This window comes from Sphingomonas lacunae (assembly GCF_012979535.1).
GTDB classification, from domain to species: Bacteria; Pseudomonadota; Alphaproteobacteria; order Sphingomonadales; family Sphingomonadaceae; genus Sphingopyxis; species Sphingopyxis lacunae.
Genome location: NZ_CP053015.1, coordinates 792,807 through 813,973, shown reverse-complemented (window position 1 = coordinate 813,973; position 21,167 = coordinate 792,807). Strand labels below are relative to the sequence as shown.

Sequence of the window (21,167 nt, the reverse complement as noted above, 5' to 3'; positions counted from 1 at the left end):
CCGGGGCCGGGCCCCGCACTTTACGTTTGCGTCAACTGTGGAATCATTTGCCGACGATTGCCAGCCCGGAAATTGCTCGCACCCGTCCGACTGTCAGGTGCGACAGGCTGTTGTCGTTGATCGGCGTCAATGGCTGCATGTTCAACGGACAATCTCCACATGGGCGGCATCGGGTTTGCGGTCGATGGGGAAACGCGACAGCGCCCAGGCCGTTGCCAATCCAAAGCTCAGCGTCAGGATGACATAGAGCAGGGCCAACGAATCGATCACTGTCGGCGCGACCGTGTCGGGCCGGGCATTGGCGGGAAAGTCGATCAGGCGGAGTACCTGCCCCGAAAGCAGGATGCCGACGCCGGTCACGCATTTCTGGGTGAAGAAATAGCCGGCAAAAAAGGTCCCTTCCTGTGCCTTGCCCGATTCCTGCTGATAGGCGGTGGTGACATCGGCCATCATCGACAGGGCGGTGATCATGACGGCGATCCCTGCCCCGGTCGAAAGGACGACCAGCCCGAAATAGAGTGCGATTGCCGTGGTCGTGCCGGTGGTCGGAAACCACCCCAGCACCACCAGTGCATAGGGCAGGACTCCGATCAGGTTGCCCGCCACCACCAGCCGCATCGCGGTGATCCGCTTGCCCCAGACCAGACCGGCCTTGCGCGCCAGCACCAGTGCGGTGCCGACGCCCAGGAACAGCACCAGCGAATAGATGACCTGTTCGGTCGGGCCCAGTTTCCAGACAAACGCCAGCAAATAGCTCGAAAGCGCGAAGGTGACGCCCTGATTGGCGAAGGCAAAGAAAAAGGCGAGCAGCAGGATTTGGTAAGGGCGGAAGCGCGCCACCTCAAGCATGTCGCGCAGGCCGGGGTGGTGCACTTCGCCGGAAACCGGACGTGCGAACCGCCGGTGGGTGCCCAGCGCGGAAGTCATGACCGTGATGAACATGATGGCCGCGCCTGTCACCGCATAGGCGAAAAAGTCGTCGCGACTGGCATGTTCCGGGTCCGCCAGGCGGAACAGGCCGAATGCCGCGGCGAGAATGATCAACCCGCCGGTCCATCCGAGCAGTGACCGCAACCCGAGCAGCGCGGTTCGCTCATGATAATCGGGTGTCATTTCGGGAGCCAGCGCAACCGATGGCACTTCATTCAGCGACAGGCTCATCCGAACCAGCATGGCAAAGAAAAACAGCCAGGCATATTGGACCGTGTCGCTGGCTTCGGGCGGCATCCACAACAGGATCCAGAAGCCGGCGATTGGCAAGGCGGAGGCATAGAGCCAAGGATGGCGCCGCCCCCAGCGGCTGCGTGTGCGGTCGGTCAGATGGCCGACGCTGGGGTCAATGATGGCATCAGCAACCAGCGCGAAGAACAGCATAAGCCCGACCATGCCGGCATCAAGGCCGATGATCTGGTTGTAGAACAGCAACAGGAAGACCGAAAAACCATTGTCCTTGATGCCATAGGCAATGGCGCCTGTGGCATAGGCGAAGCGCACTGATTGCGGCACAGGGCCTTCTGGCTCCGCCACGGCTTCGGGGGGTGGGCGAATCTTCTCTCTCCTGCGCGGCTTTGCTGCCGTCTGTCCATACCATGCTTTTGAACATGGCCCGCCGTCAAGGCGCATGCGCCGCCGCTACGGCATTCGACAAAGATAAATGGGCCCTTGCACCAAGCGGGCGATTCGCTTTACGTAAACGTCAATTGCATTGAGGGAGTGTCGCGCATGAGCGAGAATCTGGAAGCGTTCCGCAGCGAGATCCGGGCATGGCTCGAAGCCAATTGCCCGGCCGAAATGCGCGAGCCGATGAAAAGCGAGGATGACACCTATTGGGGCGGCCGCAAGGCCGTGTTCAAGAGCGAGGCGCAAAAGGCCTGGTTCGAGGCCTGCCGCGACAAGGGCTATACTGTGCCCGACTGGCCCAAGGCCTATGGCGGTGCCGGCCTGTCCGCAGCGGAAACCAAGGTTTTGCGGGAGGAGATGGCCCGGATCAACGCCCGCTCGCCGCTCTCCTCCTTTGGCATCTGGATGCTCGGACCGGCGCTGCTCCAGTTCGGTACCGAAGACCAGAAAGTGCATTATCTGAACCAGATTGCCCGCGGCGAAATCCGCTGGTGCCAGGGCTATTCCGAGCCGGGTTCGGGCTCCGACCTAGTCAGCTTGCAGACCTTTGGCGAGGACAAGGGTGACCATTGGGTGGTCAACGGGCAAAAGATCTGGACCAGCTACGCCGACAAGGCCGACTGGATTTTCTGCCTCGTCCGTACCGACAAGACGAACAAGTATCAGGGCATTACCTTCATGCTGTTCGACATGGAGAGCCCAGGTGTCTCGACCAAACCGATCCTTCTGATTTCGGGCAACAGTCCCTTCTGCGAAACCTTCTTCGACAATGTGAAGGTGCCCAAGGACCAGTTTGTCGGCACGGTCAATCGGGGCTGGGATGTCGCAAAATATCTGCTCGGCCACGAACGCGAGATGATCTCGGCGGGTGGCGCCGGTGCCGACATGGTGTCAGCGGGCGCGCTCTATGCGAAGTCGTTGGGCAAGAATGCCAATGGCGAACTGGATGACCCGATCCTGCGCGCCAAGATGGCCGAGTTCGACGTCGACGTCTTTGCTTTCCGCGCCATGGGCGAACGCTTCATGGACATGTGGAAGACCGGCCGCGCGCATCCCGCCAGCTCGAACATGATGAAATATTCGGGCACCGAGCTCAACAAGCGGCGCTATGAACTGGTCATGTCGGGTTCCGGCTCCGAAGGGCTCGAATGGGAAAGCGACGAATCGCGCAACGGCGCATCGGCCCGCACTTGGCTCAGGACCAAAGCCAACTCGATCGAGGGCGGCACCAGCGAAGTCATGCTCAACGTGATTTCGAAGCGCATCCTCGAGCTGCCGGGCGGTTGACCGAGACACGGCATCCCCGCGAAAGCGGGGATGCCTCACCTGACACAACCTCATCAGCCAGCGCGGGAGACGGATTCCCGCCTTCGTCAGAATGACGGACGATTTTGGGAGTTAGACAATGCCCCTGTACCACAGCGAAGACCAGGCGATGCTCAAGGACAGCGTTGCGCCGTTCATTGCCGACGCCGCCCCGGTCAGCCATTTGCGCAAGCTGCGCGACAGCAAGGATGAAACCGGATTCTCCCGCGACCTCTGGAAGCAGTTTGCTGAAATGGGTTTCAGCGGCGTTTTGGTGCCGGAGGACAAAGGCGGCCTTGGCCTCGGCCATGCCGAAGCTGGCATCATCCTTGAAGAGATTGGCCGCAACCTGACGCCTTCGCCCTTTCTCGCGACATCCGTTGCGGCGGCATCGGCGCTCAAGGCAGCGGGCGGTGCGGTGGCTGACGAATGGCTGCCGCGTATCGCGGCTGGTGACGCGATCATCGCGCCGGCCATCGACGAAAGCGCCCGTCACCGCCCCGAGCGCACGGCGCTCAAGGCTGAGCGTTCGGGCAATGGCTTCAAGCTTTCGGGCACCAAGACTTTTGTCATCAGCGGTCATGTCGCCGACATGCTGCTCGTTGCCGCCCGCACTGCCGGCGCTCCGGGCGAGACTGACGGCCTGACCCTGTTCGCCGTGCCGCGCGATGCTGCTGGCCTCACCGCCGATCCGCGCCGTCTTGTCGACAGCTCGCTCGCTTCGAAACTGACGCTGGACGGTGTTGAAGTCACTGCTGATGCCGTTATCGGTGAAGTCGATGGCGGCTGGTCGGCGATGGCACCGCTGCTGGCCGCTGCCCGCGCTGGTGCCTCGGCCGAACTGCTCGGCGTCGGGCAGGGCGCGATGGATATGACCATGACCTACCTCAAGCAGCGCAAGCAATTCGGGCAGCTGATCGGCGAGTTCCAGGCGCTGCAGCATCGCGCCGCTCACCTCTATTCCGAAATGGAAATCGCCCGCGCCACGGTGATGAAGGCCCAGCAACTGCTCGACGAGGGCAATGAGGGAGCCGAACTGATGGTGTCGGTCGCCAAGGCCAAGGCGGGCGCCGCCACCAACCTTGCGGTGCGTGAAGGCGTGCAGATGCATGGCGGCATCGGCATGACTGACGAATATGACATCGGCCTCTACACGAAGCGCGACCGTGCGCTGGCCGAGTTCATGGGCGATGTCAGCTATCACACCGACCGCGTGGCCCGTCTCAACGGCTACTGATCTTTGTCCACCCCTTCCCGGCGGGGAGGGTGCAGGGAGTACCAGAATGGATATCACCCAACTTTTCGGCCTTCAGGGCAAGGTCGCCCTGATCACTGGCGGGTCGCGCGGCATTGGCGCGATGTTTGTCGAAGGCTTCCTCGCTGCCGGTTGCGAGCGCATTTACATCAGCGCGCGCAAGGGGCCACAGATCGCGGCGGCGGTCGACAAATTTGGTGATCGGGTGATCGGCATTCCCGGTGACGTATCGACGGTCGAAGGCTGCAAGGCGCTGGCCGCCGAAATCGCCAAGCGTGAGGACAAGCTGGATATCTTGATCAACAATGCCGGTGCGGCTTGGGGTGCGCCGTTTGAGGAGTTCCCCGAAAGCGGCTGGGACAAGGTGATGGACGTCAACGTCAAGGGCCCCTTCTTCCTGACGCAGGCGCTTTACCCCTTGCTCAAGGCGGCGGGTACGGCGGACCGTCCGGCCAAGGTGGTCAATGTCGGTTCGATCGACGGGCTGCGACTCAATCCGTGGGATACCTGGAGCTACCACGCCTCCAAATCCTCGATCCTCTATCTGACGAAGCGGATGGCCGCCCGACTGATCAAGGACAATATCATCGTCACCGCCATCGCTCCCGGAGCCTTCGAAAGTGACATGAACCGGGCTGCACGTGACCACGGTGACGAAGTTGCCAAGGGCATACCGGCCCGCCGGATCGGTACGCCCGAGGACATGGCGGCGGCCGCCATCTATCTGTGCAGCCGCGCTGGTGACTATGTCATCGGTGAGACGCTGACCGTTGATGGCGGGCTCGTTCATGCCGCACTCGGCACGTCGATAGACGCCTGATCATGGCACAGGGCACCGCGCAGCCGCGCTTCGCCGCCGTCGCCGACCTGCTCGACGCCAATGTGGCGAGCGGTGCCGATGTCGGCGCTTCGGTCTGCGCCACCGTCGAAGGCGAGACCGTCGTCGATCTCTGGGCTGGCCATGCCGATGGCGCGAAAACGCGCGCTTGGGAGCGCGACACGATCATCAACGTCTATTCGACGACCAAGACGATGACCGCGCTGACCGCACTGCTGGTCGCCGACCGGGGTGAGTTGGATTTCGACAGGCCGGTGGCGCATTATTGGCCTGAGTTCGCCACCAACGGCAAGGCGGATGTCACCGTTGCCCATTTGATGAGCCACAGCGCCGGCCTCTCGGGCTGGGCCGAGCCGATCACCACCGAAGACCTTTATGACTGGGACAAGGCGACCGGACTGCTGGCCGCACAGGCTCCCTTTTGGCAACCGGGCAGCGCGCCCGGCTATCACGCGCTGACCCAGGGCTATCTCGTCGGCGAAGTCGTCCGCCGTGTCACCGGCCAGTCGCTCGGCACCGTTTTCCGCACCGAAATCGCCGAACCGCTCGGCGCCGATTTCCACATCGGCCTGCCGGCGTCCGAGGATCACCGCGTCGCCGATCTCATTCCGATCGAGGGTGATGCCGGCATCAATGCGGGGGAAATGGATGATCTCGTCCGCAACATGGCGACCAATCCCGGCATTGACGTGTTGGCGACCCGCACCCGCGCTTGGCGCGGCGCCGAAATCCCAGCCGCGGGCGGCACGGGCAACGCCCGTTCGGTAGCCGAAATCCACAAGCTTCTGGCCAATGGTGGCGAAGCGCATGGCAAGCGCATCCTCTCCGAAGCCGGTTGCCGCAAGGCGCTGGAGGTACAGGTCGAAGGAACCGACAAGATCCTCGGCATCCCGGTCCGCTTTGGTCTTGGTTTTGGCCTTTCCGGCGGAATGGTGCCGCTGCCCAATGATGAATGCTGCTATTGGGGCGGCTATGGCGGGTCCGTGATCCTCATCGACATGAAGGCACGGACGAGCATTTCCTACGTCATGAACCGTATGGTCGGCACGACGACGGGCGATGTGCGTGGCTTCGGGCTGGCCATGGCTTTCTGGCAGGGTATGGCTAACGGCTGAGTTTCCCATGCGTCCAATTATCGCTCGTCGTCATGGCGGGCGCGGTCGGCGGCCGTCAGTTCCGCTGGTCCATTACGGCTGCACTGCCAGCCGTTTCGCCCCTTTCCCTCGACACATCGCTGCGCTAAGGCGCCCCCATTCACAGCCACCACCGTTCCGATCCGGCTGATACGCTGATTCCCTCGCGGGTTTTTGCGGTTCCCCCGACCGGTTGCCGAACGGACCAACCCAAAGGGGGAATGCGCCCATGACAGCCATCGGACAGGACAAGCTTGGCGTGCGCTCGACGCTCGACGTCGGCGGCAAGAGCTACACCTATTTCAGCCTGAAAAAGGCCGCCGCCAAGCTCGGCGACGTGTCGCGCCTGCCCTTCTCGATGAAGGTGCTGCTCGAAAATCTCCTGCGATTCGAAGATGATGGCTTCACTGTCTCGACTGGCGACATCCAGGCACTGGTTGACTGGCAAAAGGACCCCAGCTCGACGCGCGAAATCCAGTACCGCCCGGCCCGCGTCCTTCTCCAGGACTTCACCGGTGTTCCCTGCGTGGTTGACCTTGCCGCGATGCGCGACGCCATCGCCAAGCTTGGTGGCGACACCAGCAAGATCAACCCGCTGGTCCCTGTCCATCTTGTCATCGACCATTCGGTCATGGTCGACGAATTCGGCCACCCCAAGGCGTTCGAACAGAATGTCGAAATCGAATATTACCGCAACGGCGAGCGCTATGACTTCCTGAAGTGGGGGTCGAAGAGCCTCGACAACTTCAAGGCGGTTCCTCCGGGCACCGGCATCTGCCACCAGGTCAATCTGGAACATATCGCACAGGCGGTCTGGACTTCGACAGGGCCGGATGGCGAAACCATCGCCTATCCCGACACTTGCGTCGGCACCGACAGCCACACGACGATGATCAACGGGCTCGGCGTCCTCGGTTGGGGCGTCGGCGGCATCGAAGCCGAAGCCGCAATGCTCGGCCAGCCCGTCTCGATGCTCATTCCAGAAGTTGTCGGTTTCCGCCTGACCGGAGAGCTCAGGGAAGGCGTGACCGCTACTGACCTCGTGCTGACCTGCACCAACATGCTGCGCAAGCATGGCGTGGTTGGCCGCTTTGTCGAATATTTCGGTCCGGGTCTCGCCTCGCTCAGCCTGGCTGACCGTGCGACGCTCGCCAACATGGCACCCGAATATGGCGCGACCTGCGGCTTCTTTGGCATTGATGACAAGACGCTCGACTATCTGCGCCTCACCGGCCGTGAGGAAGACCAGATCGCCCTGGTCGAAGCCTATGCCAAGGAACAGGGTTTCTGGATCGAGCCCGGCGCGGTTGAGCCGGTGTTCACCTCGACGCTCGAACTCGACATGTCGACCGTCGTGCCGTCGCTCGCCGGCCCCAAGCGTCCGCAGGACCGCGTTGACCTGACCCAGGTTGATGACGTCTTCGCCAAGGACATGGCCGAGACCTATAAGAAGACCAATGCCCGTGTAGCGGTTGATGGTTCCGATTTCACAATCGGCGACGGCGACGTGATGATCGCCGCGATCACCAGCTGCACCAACACGTCGAACCCTGGCGTGCTCGTCGCGGCCGGCCTCGTCGCCAAAAAGGCTGACGAGTTCGGCCTCAAGCCCAAGCCCTGGGTCAAGACCAGCCTCGCTCCCGGCTCGCAGGTGGTCACCGACTATCTCGAAAAGGCCGGCCTCCAGTCGCACCTCGACAATATCGGTTTCAACCTGGTCGGCTATGGCTGCACAACCTGCATCGGCAACTCGGGCCCGCTAGCTGAACCGTTCAGCAAGGCGATCAACGAAAACGGCCTCGTTGCCGCCGCCGTCATCTCGGGCAACCGCAACTTCGAAGGCCGCGTCAGCCCTGACGTGCGCGCCAACTTCCTGGCCTCGCCGCCGCTGGTTGTCGCCTATGCGCTCAAGGGCACGGTGGTCGAGGATTTCACCACCACCCCGATCGGCACCGGCAAGGACGGCCAGGATGTGTTCCTCAAGGACATCTGGCCCACCAACATGGAAGTCGCCACGACCATGGCCGGCTGCATGGACCGCGCCATGTTCCAGGCGCGCTATGCCAATGTCTACAAGGGCGATGCCCATTGGCAGGCGATCAATGTGGAAGGTTCGGAAACCTACAGCTGGCGCGCCGGTTCGACCTATGTCGCCAACCCGCCCTATTTCGAAGGCATGACCATGACGCCGTCGCCGGTAGGCGATATCGTTGGCGCCAAGCCGCTCGCCATCCTCGGCGATTCGATCACCACCGACCACATTTCGCCGGCCGGCTCGATCAAGGCCGACAGCCCGGCGGGTAAGTGGCTGATGGAGCATCAGGTCAGCAAGTCGGACTTCAACAGCTATGGCGCTCGCCGTGGTCACCACGAAGTCATGATGCGCGGCACCTTCGCCAACATCCGCATCAAGAACGAGATGGTTCCGGGCATCGAAGGCGGCATGTCGCGCTATGGCAGCGAGGTCATGCCGATCTATGACGTCGCCATGCGCCACAAGGCTGACGGCACGCCAATGGTGGTCATCGCCGGCAAGGAATATGGCACCGGATCGTCGCGCGACTGGGCGGCCAAGGGCACCAACCTGCTCGGCGTCCGCGCCGTCATCGTTGAAAGTTTCGAGCGTATCCACCGTTCAAACCTGGTCGGCATGGGCGTGCTGCCGTTGCAGTTCCTCGAAGGCCAGACCCGCGAAACGCTGGGCCTGAGTGGAGATGACAGCTTCACCATCACAGGCGTTGCCGGCATTCAGCCGCGCCAGACGGTCACGGTCGTCGTGACAAAGGCCGATGGTTCAGTCAGCAGCTTTGAGGCCCTGTGCCGCATCGATACCGCCAATGAACTGGAATATTTCCTCAACGGCGGCATCCTGCATTACGTGCTGCGCAAGCTCGCGGCTTAAGCATTAACGGGGGTTCGCGCGGTGCGCGGCCCCCACCAATGTCGGCGGAGCCTTGTTTCGCCCGCTCGGCTGGGATCGGGCACCCATGGCACATATTCCCTTGTTGATCGAAATTGTCGGCTGGTTGGCTGCTGCCTTGATACTCGCCAGCTATGTGCTGCTCTCGCTCGGCAGACTAGAACCACGTGGTCCGGTGTATCAATGGATGAATGTGGTCGGAGCAGCAGGCTTCGTGCTCAACTCCGGCTATAACGGTGCCATGCCATCGGCAGGACTGAATGTGATCTGGGCGGCAATGGGGCTGTGGACGATCTTTACCGTCCGTCGTTTGCGCCGTTCGGGTCGGCAGCCGGACAAAACTCTGCTCTGAAACGGCTCACAGGGAATGTCTCACTGACTTGCGGCGTGGAAGCATGCGGCATGACCGGTGGCTCCGGTACAGGGCATCCCTTCGGCCACGGAGAGCGACATGGGGGCGCCTGTTTCCAGCGCAGACGTTCCGGCGGCCACAGCATAGCGGCCGTCAGGCCAATACCAGCCGCCATCACGCCATTGGCCGAGCAGGCGGGGATCCAGAGCAACATCCACCAGCCGCTCCTCGCCCGGAGCAAGTTCAACCCGTTCGAATCCAGCGAGCCTGCGCTGCGGACCGAGAGGATTGGCTGTTAGATACAGTTGCACCACCTCCGCCCCCGGCCGGTACCCCACATTGCGCACGCGCACTCGTGCTGTCGGCCGGGCTCCGCCGCTCAAGCCGACCAGCATTTGCGAAAAGCGCGTATAGGAAAGGCCAAAACCAAATGGAAACAGCGGGCGCAAGCCCTGCTGCGCATACCAACGATAGCCGACGTCAGCGCCTTCAATGTCATAGTTTACGGCCACAATCTGGCCTGGTTGACCGATGCCGATGAAATTTGGCTCGACCTCACCGGCGCCGTCAAGGTGGGGGCGCGGCAATTGGTCCGGGCCTGCAGGAAAAGTGACCGGCAGGCGACCGGAAGGACTATGTTCACCGAACAATAAGGATGCGATGGCCTCTCCGCCCCGTGCGCCCGGATACCATGCTGCCAAAATCGCGCCAACAGAGTCATGCCATGGCATCAATACCGGGCCGCCGGTTTGCAGCACGACAATTGTCCGGGGGTTCGCCTCAGCGACGGCCATGATCAGCTCATCTTGTCCATCGGGCAAGGAAAGGTCGGGGACATCACGCCCTTCGGTCATCCACTGGGTCGCGATGATGATGACGATGTCACTGTCCCGGGCCAGCGCCACAGCTTCGCTGATGTAGCGGCCATCGCGATAACGGACGCTGGCGTCCGGAACCATGGCCCGGATGGCCGTCACAGGGGCCGAGCGATGCCATGCCATGCCATATTGGGGCGAATCCTGTCTGCGGCCCGTCACGAGGGCAATGCCGGGACCTTCAGGCGACTGGACATGTGAAGAACCTCCGCCAGCCAGAACCCCGCGATCTGCGTGGCCACCGATTACTGCAATGCGCGCCGCTTGTCGGGAAAGCGGCAACAGATCTCCCTCATTGCGCAACAAGACGATTCCTTGCCTGGCGACTTGTTCGGCAATGGCCGCGTTTGCATCCAGATCGATGGGACGGCGTTCGGGCCGGAATTGATCGAGACCGATTGCAAAGATCGATCGCAAAATCCGGCGATTCATATCGGATAGTCGGCTGGCCCATAAGGGGTCGGTCGCTGCCCGATCAGCGAGCGGTTGCCCAAGGAACACTTCTGGATCCAGTTGGGCGCCAGACTGCTGGTCGAGGCCAGCCATTACCATGTCCAGTCCGGTCACGGCGCCCCAGTCAGACATGACAAAGCCGGGATATTGCCAGTCTCGTTTCAGTACCTGGTTGAGCAGCCATTCGCTGCCGCAGGCAGGCACGCCGTTGACCCTGTTATAGGCGCACATGACCGAGCCTGGCCTTCCTCGCTCAATGGCAATTTCAAAGGCGAGCAGGTCACTTTCGCGCGCTGCAGGCTCTCCTATGCTGACATCCACGATGCGGCGACCGGTTTCCTGGCCATTGAGGGCGAAATGCTTGACCGTCGACAAGACATGCATTGACTGGATGCCATCAACTGCGGCTCCGCCAAGGATGCCACTAAGCAAAGGATCTTCGCTGAAATATTCGAATGTCCGTCCGTTGCGTGGGTCGCGCATCAGGTTGATGCCGCCGGCCAGCAGTATGTTGAAACCCAATGCCCGAGCTTCACCGCCAATCATCGCTCCGGCGCGTCGGACAAGGTCGCTGTCCCAGGTGGCACCTTGCGCTATGGCCGAAGGCAGGGCGGTAGCCCCGTCGCCCCGCAGCCCGCCGACCCAGGCTATGCCCAAGCCAGCATCGGTTTCCCAAAGTGGAGGGACGCCCAATCGGTCAATGCCCGGAACAAAGCCCGCGCCATACAAGGCATCGGGCGGAATGGGTACAGGCGGGAACGGCAGCGGCATGATGCCATTGGTTAGCACCGTGCGTTCAGCATCAGTCATGGCTGCTTCGGTGGCCGCTGCACGGGTGTCGGCATCAATTTGTGCCTGCCCTTGAGCATGGACGACCCCAGGTGTCAGTAACAGCAGACCAAAGGCCTTGCCCATCAGAAAGATGAATGGCCTCACGTCATGCTCTCCTTTCCGATCAGTGGGTTCGGCCGATTTGACTGTGGTCAGGATGCAGCTCAAAATTCACTCAACAGCCGCCCGAAACCCTCCATCTTGTCGCTGATTCCGCAGGCGCGCAGGCCGTGCCAATAGGTTGCGGTGTTGATGGCGATGACCGGCTTGCCCAGTTCGGCTTCCTTCTTTGCGGCCAGATCAACCATCGACAGATTGGTGCCGACCTGAACAATGGCGTCCACATCGTCGCCATCCAGTTCAGCGATGACCTCCACCAAGCGGCTCACCGGAACCTTGGCAATGTCGGTCCAGCAGCGGCAGCGCAGCGGTATGTCGCGCACTACCTCAAAGCCTGATTCCTGAAGGTAGCGCTTCACTTCGGCATTGGCGACCGGGTAATAGGGCGAGACAAAACTGACCCGCTTGATCCCGCCATAGGCATTGAGCGCGGCAACAGTGGCTTCCGACCCGACTGATGCGCCGACTCCGGCAAGATCCTCGACCTGCCGCCTCCATTGCTCACCGCCCTTGATGCCACCGTAAAAGGTAATCGCTGACATGCCCATCATCAGATAATCGGGCTTGCAGGTCATGACTGATCGCACAGCGTCCATCGTGTTGTCTGAGATGGCCTGTGTGCCCGCAAGAAAATCCTCGTCGCTAAGCGCCACGGGGTCTTCGACATGGATACGGCTGAAATGGTTGGTAACGCCCTCCGGCCGCATGCCCTCCATTTCCGGCTGCACCACTGTGTTTGTTGAAGGCGCGACCACGCCGATCAGCTTGCGCCAGCCCAATATGTCGGTCACGGTCAATGTCTCCTGTCAGAACCGAGCGAGGTGGGGGCAGCCCTCGGTCAAAGGGGGTCAATTGATGGCCGCGGCCTGCTCTAGGCTCTCGAACATCGCCTGCCGCAACAGATAGGCGCGGCGCCGTTCATCATCGGCTTTCAGTGTGAGCATGTCCTGGCGGCGCTTTTCATGACCTGCGCTCGCTCCGGCACGGATGAATTCCATGTTCTGGATGGTTTGCGCCTGGGTGAAAGCGTGGGTCACTTCGCGCCGCTGTTTGTCGAACAATGCCAGTGAACCGTTGGGCTTGCCCGCCTTGATGGCAGGTTGCAGCTTCTCGAAAAGGTTGAACGCATCATGCACACCGGAATTCATGCCAAACCCGCCAAGCGGGTTGTTGAGGTGAGCGGCGTCACCAATCAGCAGCACACGGCGGTCCATAAAGCTTTTCGCCACACGCTGATGGACGCGATAGAGGGTGCGGTGAAAGGTCCTGACGCTGGCCCCGTCGCCGGTCAGCCGGTCAAAGACCGAATTCTTCGTCTCGTCTGACCGCAATTCGTCATCAGTTTGATCGAGCGATGTTGGCAAAAGCACCCGCCACACCGACGGCACGCGCAACAGCACCAGCCACTGCTCCGGATCTGAAACATAGTTCACATGGGCCAGATTGGGCAGATAATCTGCCAATTCGGTGTCGGTGGAGAGGCACAGGAATCGTTCCGGATAGGTGAATCCGTCAAATTCTATGCCCAGCCACTTGCGGACCAGACTGTTTGCACCATCAGCACCAATTAGCCAGTCAGCCCGAATATGCCGAACCTCGGTCGGTGTTTCCACATGCACCGTAACCCCGGCATCATCCTGTTCAAAGGAGAGCAGTCGGTGCGAGAAGCGGATATCAGCAGCAGGATAGTGTTCCAGTCCCGCCGCAAGCGCACGCGACAGATGATATTGCTCGCACTGGATGCGGAACGGATAGCGCGTCACATCGCGAATTTCAGAGAGGTCAAATTCGATGACTTCGCCTGATCTGCGGTCGCGCCAGTGATAGAGTGGGGCCTTCAGCCCGCGTTCGAGCAGCATGTCAGTGATGCCGATTTCGTCAAGCATTTCCAGGGTAGGCGGATGAAATGTCGAGGCGCGCAGGTCTTGGGCACAATCCTCGCCGGCTTCGAGCACAACCGTTTCAATTCCGGCTTTGGCCAGCAGGGTGGCCATCACCGTCCCCACCGGGCCGGCGCCGGCAATCACGACCTGGCATCGTTCCATTGTTGCGGCCATCCTTGCCGTCCCCTGAAGTCTTGTTGCACCGGGGGCTATGAACCGGTTGGCGGCAGCGACATCGCCCTGCCGCCAGTTTATCCACACAGTGAATGTTGCGATGGCCCGGCACGCGCCAATCGCGGCTTGATTGCACAGCCAAGTCGCAGGAAAAGACCGGATCGTTGAGGAGGCACAGACAATCATGACGACCATCGCCCGTGTCGCGAGCATCACCACTTATGGTGGCCCGGAGGTCATCCAGTGGAACAGCATCGAACTGCCCGCGCCGGGACCCGGAGAGGCGCTGGTGCGTTCAACAGCTGTCGGTCTCAATTTTATCGACACATATCATCGTCGTGGCATTTATCCGGTGCCGTTGCCAACGGGCCTCGGTGTCGAAGCCGCAGGGGTGGTCGAGGCGGTCGGGTCCGGAGTCGACAGGCTTGCGCCGGGTGATCGAGTCGCCACATTCGGCCCCAGTCTCGGCGCCTATGCCAGCCACCGCATCCTGCCCGCCGCGGCCCTCTTTCGGCTTCCCGATGGCGTCAGCGATCAACAGGCCGCTGCCGTGCTGCTGAAAGGATGTACTGCCGAGTTTCTGGTGGAACGTTGTGCCAAGGTGCAGCCAGGCTGGACGGTTCTGGTCCATGCCGCGGCTGGCGGCGTCGGCCTCCTTCTCGTCCAATGGCTCAAACATATCGGCGCAACGGTAATCGGCACGGTCAGCAGCGAGGCGAAAGCGGCGGAAGCGCGTGCGGCGGGTGCGGACCATGTCATCCTTTACACGCAGGAAGATTGCGCGCCCCGCGTCCGTGAGCTGACCGGCGGCGAGGGTGTGCGCGTGACCTTTGACGGCATTGGCATGGACACTTGGGAAACATCGCTCGATTCGACCGGGCGCCGTGGCTTGATCGTCAGCTATGGCAACGCCAGCGCTCCCGTCACCGGTATCAGTCTTGGCGTGCTGGCGCTGAAAGGATCGTTGTACAACACGCGCCCGACCCTCTATGATTACTACAGCGATGCCGGTGAACGCACCGCCGGGGCACAGCGCCTGTTCGACCTGATCGCCAGCGGCACGATCAATATCCGCATCGGCCAGACCTACAAACTCGAACAGGCGGCAGAAGCGCACCGCGCCCTGCAAGCCCGCGAAACCGTCGGCTCAACCATTTTGTTGCCTTGAACGGCAGGTTGGGCCGGTGTCGAGCTGATGCCGCTAAGCCAGGCCGGGATCATCCGGCTCATTGGCTGAAGCCGGGTTTCCGTCTGCATCGCTCCACTGTTCTGTCGGGCACGGTGACTTCGTCGGCCTCTTCAAGGCCTTGCCGCATTGTCCGGCTGGAAAAAGACCAATCGTGCCGCCCAAGGGGTGATCACGGCCGCGGCTTGCCCCCGGCCGTGGATGCCGCGATCAATCGAGCGAGGAGGGACAATGGCCGCGCCGGCGGCCTCTGCCCTTTCCAGCAGCGCCTCCAGATTTGAGATGGGGAAACTGAGCGAGGCGAGGCCGCGCCAATGCGGCTGATCACCGCGAAAATCATGGCCTTCGCAAGGGTAGGCGATCAGTTCGACCGATCCTTCCATCCGCCCTTGTTGTTGAACGATGGTCAAGGCCACTGGCTTGTCCCGGGCCACATCGAGTGGAAGACCCATGACGTTGCGGCCGCCTTCATGGACCAGCGTGGTGTCTACCAGCGCAGTCCAGCCCAGCCCATCGAGAAAGAAGCGCTTGGCCTCGTCGAGGTCCTCTACGGTGATGACGGAATTGAAGGGGTTGGACACCGGACCCTCGACATGGTCCCATCCGGTCAGCGGTGGTGATATGCGTTCAGCCATTGCAAAGCACAGGCTGTCGCCATCGCGGACGAGCGCTTCACGCACATCAAGCCCGCCCATATTGAAGTCGGCGACCGGGGCCATGGCCGAAAAGCCGTTCCGACAGAAACCGGCGAGCAGATCGTCAATCGGCCCGAGCGACCGCAGTGAGACATCGAACAGGCCGCCGACGTCCCATGCCTGCGCGCCCAGCCGCCGTGCTGGCGCAACTGCACCGGCGCACTGCCACAGGCGGATGCGTCCCCGGTCACACTGAGGCTGGCCGATGACGATCTCGCGCCAGCCTTGCGCCGGATCCAGCTCATGCAGGGCGAGCAGGCCGGGATCCACCAGGCCCCTGTGCCCGACGACAAACCCCATGATCTGGCACAACCTTTCCGCCGAAGCGTCAGCATCGGCAACGATCGCGATCAGCTCATCATAACCGTTGTCGTGCGCGCTGTTGGTCATTGGCCCGTTGCCGGCGCCTCCGCTCCGGTCTGCCGCTTGAGGATGGTAATGATGGCGGCGCGACGGCGCGGATCGGTGATGTTGCCGGACGAGATGATCATTGTCGTACCGGGGGCAAAAGCATCGGGATTCGCCAGGAAGGCGTCGAGTGCCTTGTCATCCCAGATTTCGCCCCGTGCTCCCCGCGCAACCAATGCCTCGCGAAAGGCAAAATTCGGTACGCTGGCGATGCGCTGTCCATAAATGCCATAGAGATTGGGGCCCGCGATGTGAGCGCCGCCCTTGTTCATTGTATGGCAAAAGCTGCACCACTTGAATGTCTCTGCTTTGACCTGCCGTTCATAGTCGGTTTCCGGCGGCAGGACTTCGGTTCGGGCAGGCGCGGCATGGGATGTGACGCCCGCAGGGGCGCTGACCGTGGCTTCGCTTTCAAAGGGAGACACGCGGAACATGGCATAGGGCCCATACAGGCCCAGTGCTGCAACCGCAGCAACCAAAGTACCCGACACAAGCCGGTGCGTCATCACCGGCCGGTCGGGCTTGGTTCCGTTGCCCCGTTTGAGCAGCTTCGCCATGCCGAAGAGCAACAGGCACAACAGCCAGAATCCGGCCACGACCCATGGGCCGCGATCATAGCTTTTGAAGGTCGACAAGGCGAACAGGCTGTTGCTGAAACCGCCAAATATCAGCAAGCCCACTCCTCGCGGAAAGGCGGCGAACAGGCCCTTGCCGTAGCGCAGCAAAGTGTACGCTGCCGTGAGGACAATCAGCAGCTTCATCAACAGGATCGAAAAGCCCGTCCCTGCATGGAAATAGCCGGAAAACAGCCAGATGCCGCGATCAAGCACCACATGCATCCCGCCTGACTGTCCGGGTAGCATCGCATTGGTCCAGGCATAGGTGGCCCCAAATAGCGGGTTGATAAGCAACAGAGCAAAGAGCGTGCCGGTCAGGGCGATGATCCAGGCTGTGGCGAGCGGTTTGAGGCCGGCCCCCGCTTGTGGCGCGTCACCCCGCCACCAGCGCCACACGCGCGTGGCCACCAGTACAAGAAGGATGGTTCCCAGCAGCATGTGCAGCGAGCGAAGGTCACCCCTCAAGGCGCTCTCCTTTGCGGCCCTTGGCAGAAAGGTGGTCATCACATCAATGGCGATCGCCACCAGGGCGATGCCGTAATCAACCAGCAGATTGCGGCGTTCCGGCCTGGTCTCGCTCATCGCAGTCTCCTCGGGATTGTCTTGTCATGCTCCGGATACAACAAGGGCGTGTTCCCGGATAAGGAAACACGCCCCGTCTGTTCGATTGCCGATCAGAAGCGGACTGCCGCCGTCAAGCCAATGCGGCGTGTTTCACCCAGATAGATCTCGTTGATGCTATAGGTGAAAGGAAGGCCGGCACGCGGCTGGTTGATCGAGTTGGCAACATATTTTTCGTTGAACAGGTTGGTGGCCCACAGTGCAACGCTGTACTGGTCGCTCTCCAGTGCCAGCCGGACATTGGTCAAGGTCCGTTCACCGAAGGATGCGGTGTTGATCAGGTTGGCATAGGCCGGCCCACTGTAATTGACATCGACCCGTCCGCTGAGGTTCCACTCATCGTTCAGCGGCACATCGGCTGCGGCATAGGCATTCCAGGACAGTTTCACGGAGCGCTGCGGGCGATTGCCCTCGAGGCTGATGACATATTGCGTTGTGCCATTGCCGGCCGCCACCGGAATGACCGGCGGGCAACCCGGAGCCGATGTGAAGTTCGGTGCGGTGCCCACACGGCACTGGGCGGTGGTCGATCCGTCATAGGCGCCGGCGTCGAACTGGGGGTCGGAATAGGTCAGGCTGCCGCCCAAACGGACCATGTCGGCAATCGTCCATTCCGCCTGCACTTCGACACCGTTGACCGACAGAGCGCCGGTGTTCTGCACGATACGGGCAGGGTTCACAGCGGTAGGGTTGTTGGTGAAGGCGGAAACCTGCGCATTGCTCCAGTCAACATGGAAGAAGGAGGCATTGAGCAGCAGCGCCCGGTCAAACAGGCGGCTCTTGATGCCGACTTCATAGGTCCAGTTGGTTTCTTCCTCATAGGCGACTTCACTGGCCAAAATGCCGGTCGCGCTGACCGGATTGACCGTGTTGAACCCGCCTGAGCGCACACCCTTCGCCGCCGAAGCGTAGAACAGCATGTCATCGGCCGGACGGTAATCGAGCGTGAGGCGTGGACTGAAGCTGTTGAAAGTGCGCGCAAAAGGAGCGCTTGTCACCGGGAAGGTGCCAGCCGCCGGAACATCGGTTCCGATAATCTGCCGGTTGACTCCCGGTGCCGAGGTCGGGTTGGACACAGAGAAGCTCCGGGCCCGCTTGCGCTCGATATTGTAACGACCTTCTGCGGTCAGGCGGAACTGGCCGAGTTCATAGGACAGGGAGCCGAAGATGCCGAAATTGTCGGTACCGCTGGCCGAATAGCTGCTCGACACCTGCGTCAGGTTGGAATCGGCCACGAGGAACGGATTGGCGGTGAAATCATATCCGCCCACACCGGTCGCGGCAGGCGGTGCGAACTGGTTTACGGCGACCAGTCGCTCGTTCGCAGCCAGAGGGCTGCTGGGGCTGGCGCCGATACCCGAAGCGAGCAGCGGGATGCGTGAATGGAAATAATTGCCGCCGACAATCCACTGGAACGGCGAATCATTGTCCGATTGCAGGCGCAGTTCCTGGCTGAACGTGCGGACCCGCTCCTTGGTGCCGATCAGCAGGTTGACTTGCGTCAGCCTGCTGTAGGCCACGGGCGCTCCGGCGAACGGAACGAAGGAAAGACAGGCCGACCCCAGGGTGCAGACACCGAATGTGGTGCCATTGGCGCTGCCGTCATAGTCACTGAAGCCTAGGTTCTCGCTGCGTGTGAGTCCCGTCGTGCTGGTAACGCGCACTCCGTCAAGCCGTGCTTCGAGTTCGAGCGAAACCTGCATATTCTTGGATTCTGTGTCCGGAATCCCGGGGCTGATGGCAACATTGGTCGGCAGCGGCAGGCTGCCGCAGAACAGGGTGTTGTTCACACCGCAATTGAGCAGGTTGAGTGGAGTGAGCATCGCTGCGGAAGGCTCAGTCTCCGAATGGGTGACAAAACCGGAGAGCGTGGCACGGAAGGTGTCGCTCGGCCGATATTCCAGTGCGCCCGAAAAGGCGTATTTCTGTGAACCATTGAGGTTGTCATCCGGATTGGCCGCATTGTCGCCAAACCCGTCGAACGAGGCGTAGCCGCCAGCAAGGCGGACAGCGAGCGTGTCGGTGATCGGTCCGGAAATGAAACCGCGCAGACGATAGTCTGAATCGGTGCCCAGCGTGGCGGTCACACCACCGGTCAACGTGCGCGTCGGCCGACCGGTCGAGATGCCAAGGGCGCCGGAGAAGGTTGAACGGCCATAAAGGGCGCTCTGCGGGCCCTTGGCGACGTCGATCTGGCCGATGTCGAGGACCGAGAGAATGTCGAGCGTATTGCGGCTGACCTGATAAATGCCATCAATGAACACACCGACATTGGCTTCGACGTTGAGGTCGTTGGTGGTGTTGGCCGGGCCAAGGCCGCGGAAGTAGATGGTCTGCACATTGCCGCCGGCGATGCTGTTGATCGCAACGCCGGGCGTGGAATTGCCCAGGTCCTGCAGACTGCTGATGTTCCGCTCGGCCAAATCCTCCGCCGAATAGGCGGTGATGGTGATCGGCACCGACTGCACATCTTCGGCCCGCTTGCGCACGCCGGTGACGATGATGTCATCCTCAGTTGCATTGGCCTCATCGGCCGTTTGCGCCATCGCTGGTGCTGACACGAGCAACGCGCTGCTTAGCATGCTGGTTGCCAGCATGCCCTTGATGAAATTCGCCCGCATAAATAAATGACTCCCCGGAAATTTGGTTGGCCTATTTCTCAGTCCACCAACATTCATTTACCCCTTGAATGTCAGTGGTGCCGCTCTGGCCTGCCTCATGGAAAGGCCGACCAAACTGCTCCAAATGCTGATGAGACAGCATCAGGGGAGAGGAAGCCGGATGGCTGCGCCACATGCAAACCACCCGTGCTGCCTATCCGCCTATCGAGAAAAGTGCCGGTTGCATGTTCAGTTCCCGAAGGCCGGACGGTTGCGGATTGCTGACAGGTCGCAGGGCGGATAGTCTGCTTGGCATCAGTGCCGTTCATCAATGGCGCTGCCTAGAGCCGCCAGTGCGGGCCGTCCTATTTCCGCTGAAACGTCCTGGCCCCGGCGGTCCCACAGTCTGACAGGATGCCGCATGGCCAATCCCATCTTCCGACAAAAGCTTGCCACCGGTGAATTCTTCGTCGTTCCCGGCATTCAGGACATGATCACCGCGGTCATCGCCAACAAGGTCGGCTTTGATCTGGTCTATGGCACCGGCTATTGGCTCACCGCCTCCGCGTCCGGTCTGCCCGATGCCGGCATCGCCACCTACACCGATATGCGCGATCGCATGGCGACGCTGGTCCGGACCAGCACCGCGGCGGTCATTGCCGATGGTGACACCGGCTATGGCGGATTGCTCAACGTGCATCACACCGTGCGCGGCTATGAACAGGCGGGTGTCACCGCCATTCAGATTGAGGATCAGGAGTTCCCCAAGAAGTGCGGCCATACGCCGGGCCGCCGCGTCATCCCGATGGAGGATATGGCCGAAAAGATCCGCGTCGCCGCCGATGCGCGGGAGGACAAGGAGAATTTCCTGATCATTGCCCGCACCGATGCGCGTGAAAGCGAAGGCATGGACGCGACGCTGCGCCGGCTCGAGGCTTATGCCAAGGCTGGCGCCGATGTCCTCTTCCCCGAAGCGCTGACCAGCGAGGAAGAGATGCGCCGCGCCTGCGCCGCCTTCGACAAGCCGGTGATGGCCAACATGTCGAACGGCGGCTACTCGCCGGTTCCGCACACGACGGTGCTGGCAGAGATCGGTTATGCCTATGCCATCTATCCCTCGCTCACCAGCCTTGCCGCTGCCGCCGCCATGGAAAAGGCGCTCGTCGATCTCAAGGAGCAGGGCATCGGTCAGCCCGAAGACCTGTTCAGCTTCAACGAATTCTGCTCGCTGATCGGTTTCGAAGATGTCTGGGCCTTTGAAAAGAAGTGGGCACGCTGACC

General features: G+C 61.5%; 15 protein-coding genes. 8 read left to right on the top strand and 7 right to left on the bottom strand.

The annotated features are described in order from the left end of the window. Positions 1 to 141: 141 nt before the first annotated feature. Entirely contained in the window at positions 142 to 1,527 is a 1,386-nt protein-coding gene (locus GV829_RS03750) for an MFS transporter (protein WP_169943941.1), read from the bottom strand. 195 nt (positions 1,528 to 1,722) lie between these two features. Here GV829_RS03750 and GV829_RS03745 point away from each other — a divergent pair, with 195 nt between their 5' ends. From GV829_RS03745 to GV829_RS03720, 6 genes are all read left to right on the top strand, one after another. Next, positions 1,723 to 2,907 (top strand): acyl-CoA dehydrogenase family protein, encoded by a 1,185-nt coding sequence (locus GV829_RS03745; RefSeq protein WP_169943939.1) that lies wholly within the window; start codon positions 1,723 to 1,725, stop codon positions 2,905 to 2,907. 118 nt (positions 2,908 to 3,025) lie between these two features. Further along, entirely contained in the window at positions 3,026 to 4,162 is a 1,137-nt protein-coding gene (locus GV829_RS03740; RefSeq protein ID WP_169943936.1) for an acyl-CoA dehydrogenase family protein, read from the top strand. 46 nt (positions 4,163 to 4,208) lie between these two features. After that, complete coding sequence (locus GV829_RS03735) at positions 4,209 to 5,000, top strand: SDR family oxidoreductase (RefSeq protein ID WP_169943933.1); 792 nt, start codon at positions 4,209 to 4,211, stop codon at positions 4,998 to 5,000. 2 nt (positions 5,001 to 5,002) lie between these two features. Further along, positions 5,003 to 6,133, top strand: coding sequence for a serine hydrolase domain-containing protein (locus GV829_RS03730; RefSeq protein WP_169943931.1), 1,131 nt, complete (start codon positions 5,003 to 5,005; stop codon positions 6,131 to 6,133). A 247-nt stretch (positions 6,134 to 6,380) separates the two neighbouring features. Beyond that, complete coding sequence (acnA, locus tag GV829_RS03725) at positions 6,381 to 9,053, top strand: aconitate hydratase AcnA (RefSeq protein ID WP_169943929.1); 2,673 nt, start codon at positions 6,381 to 6,383, stop codon at positions 9,051 to 9,053. Positions 9,054 to 9,138: 85 nt separating this feature from the next. Beyond that, complete coding sequence (locus GV829_RS03720; RefSeq protein ID WP_169943927.1) at positions 9,139 to 9,423, top strand: CBU_0592 family membrane protein; 285 nt, start codon at positions 9,139 to 9,141, stop codon at positions 9,421 to 9,423. A 20-nt stretch (positions 9,424 to 9,443) separates the two neighbouring features. Here GV829_RS03720 and GV829_RS03715 read toward each other — a convergent pair whose 3' ends face one another. From GV829_RS03715 to GV829_RS03705, 3 genes are read right to left on the bottom strand one after another with little or no spacing between them, the layout of a single operon-like run. Continuing rightward, a complete protein-coding gene (locus tag GV829_RS03715) occupies positions 9,444 to 11,687 on the bottom strand; it encodes a beta-glucosidase family protein (protein WP_246203012.1) in 2,244 nt (747 codons plus the stop codon). A gap of 59 nt (positions 11,688 to 11,746) precedes the next feature. After that, complete coding sequence (locus GV829_RS03710; protein WP_169943925.1) at positions 11,747 to 12,493, bottom strand: maleate cis-trans isomerase family protein; 747 nt, start codon at positions 12,491 to 12,493, stop codon at positions 11,747 to 11,749. Between the two features lie 57 nt (positions 12,494 to 12,550). Then, positions 12,551 to 13,747, bottom strand: coding sequence for an FAD-dependent oxidoreductase (locus GV829_RS03705; protein WP_246203010.1), 1,197 nt, complete (start codon positions 13,745 to 13,747; stop codon positions 12,551 to 12,553). 196 nt (positions 13,748 to 13,943) lie between these two features. On the opposite strand from GV829_RS03705, the gene GV829_RS03700 reads away from it, so the two are divergent. Continuing rightward, positions 13,944 to 14,927 carry a quinone oxidoreductase family protein gene (locus GV829_RS03700; RefSeq protein ID WP_169943920.1) on the top strand — a complete coding sequence of 328 codons (984 nt, stop codon included), beginning with the start codon at positions 13,944 to 13,946 and terminating at the stop codon, positions 14,925 to 14,927. A 131-nt stretch (positions 14,928 to 15,058) separates the two neighbouring features. Here GV829_RS03700 and GV829_RS03695 read toward each other — a convergent pair whose 3' ends face one another. From GV829_RS03695 to GV829_RS03685, 3 genes are all read right to left on the bottom strand, one after another. After that, positions 15,059 to 16,030, bottom strand: a complete 972-nt coding sequence (locus GV829_RS03695) for a VOC family protein (protein ID WP_169943918.1) — start codon at positions 16,028 to 16,030, stop codon at positions 15,059 to 15,061. Next, entirely contained in the window at positions 16,027 to 17,247 is a 1,221-nt protein-coding gene (locus tag GV829_RS03690; RefSeq protein ID WP_169943916.1) for a c-type cytochrome, read from the bottom strand. Before GV829_RS03690 ends, GV829_RS03695 begins: the two co-directional genes overlap by 4 nt. Positions 17,248 to 17,339: 92 nt before the next feature. Further along, positions 17,340 to 19,907 carry a TonB-dependent receptor gene (locus GV829_RS03685; RefSeq protein ID WP_169943913.1) on the bottom strand — a complete coding sequence of 856 codons (2,568 nt, stop codon included), beginning with the start codon at positions 19,905 to 19,907 and terminating at the stop codon, positions 17,340 to 17,342. A 400-nt stretch (positions 19,908 to 20,307) separates the two neighbouring features. Here GV829_RS03685 and GV829_RS03680 point away from each other — a divergent pair, with 400 nt between their 5' ends. Next, on the top strand, positions 20,308 to 21,165 hold the full coding sequence (locus GV829_RS03680; protein ID WP_169943910.1) for an isocitrate lyase/PEP mutase family protein: 858 nt from the start codon (positions 20,308 to 20,310) through the stop codon (positions 21,163 to 21,165). Positions 21,166 to 21,167: the final 2 nt, after the last annotated feature.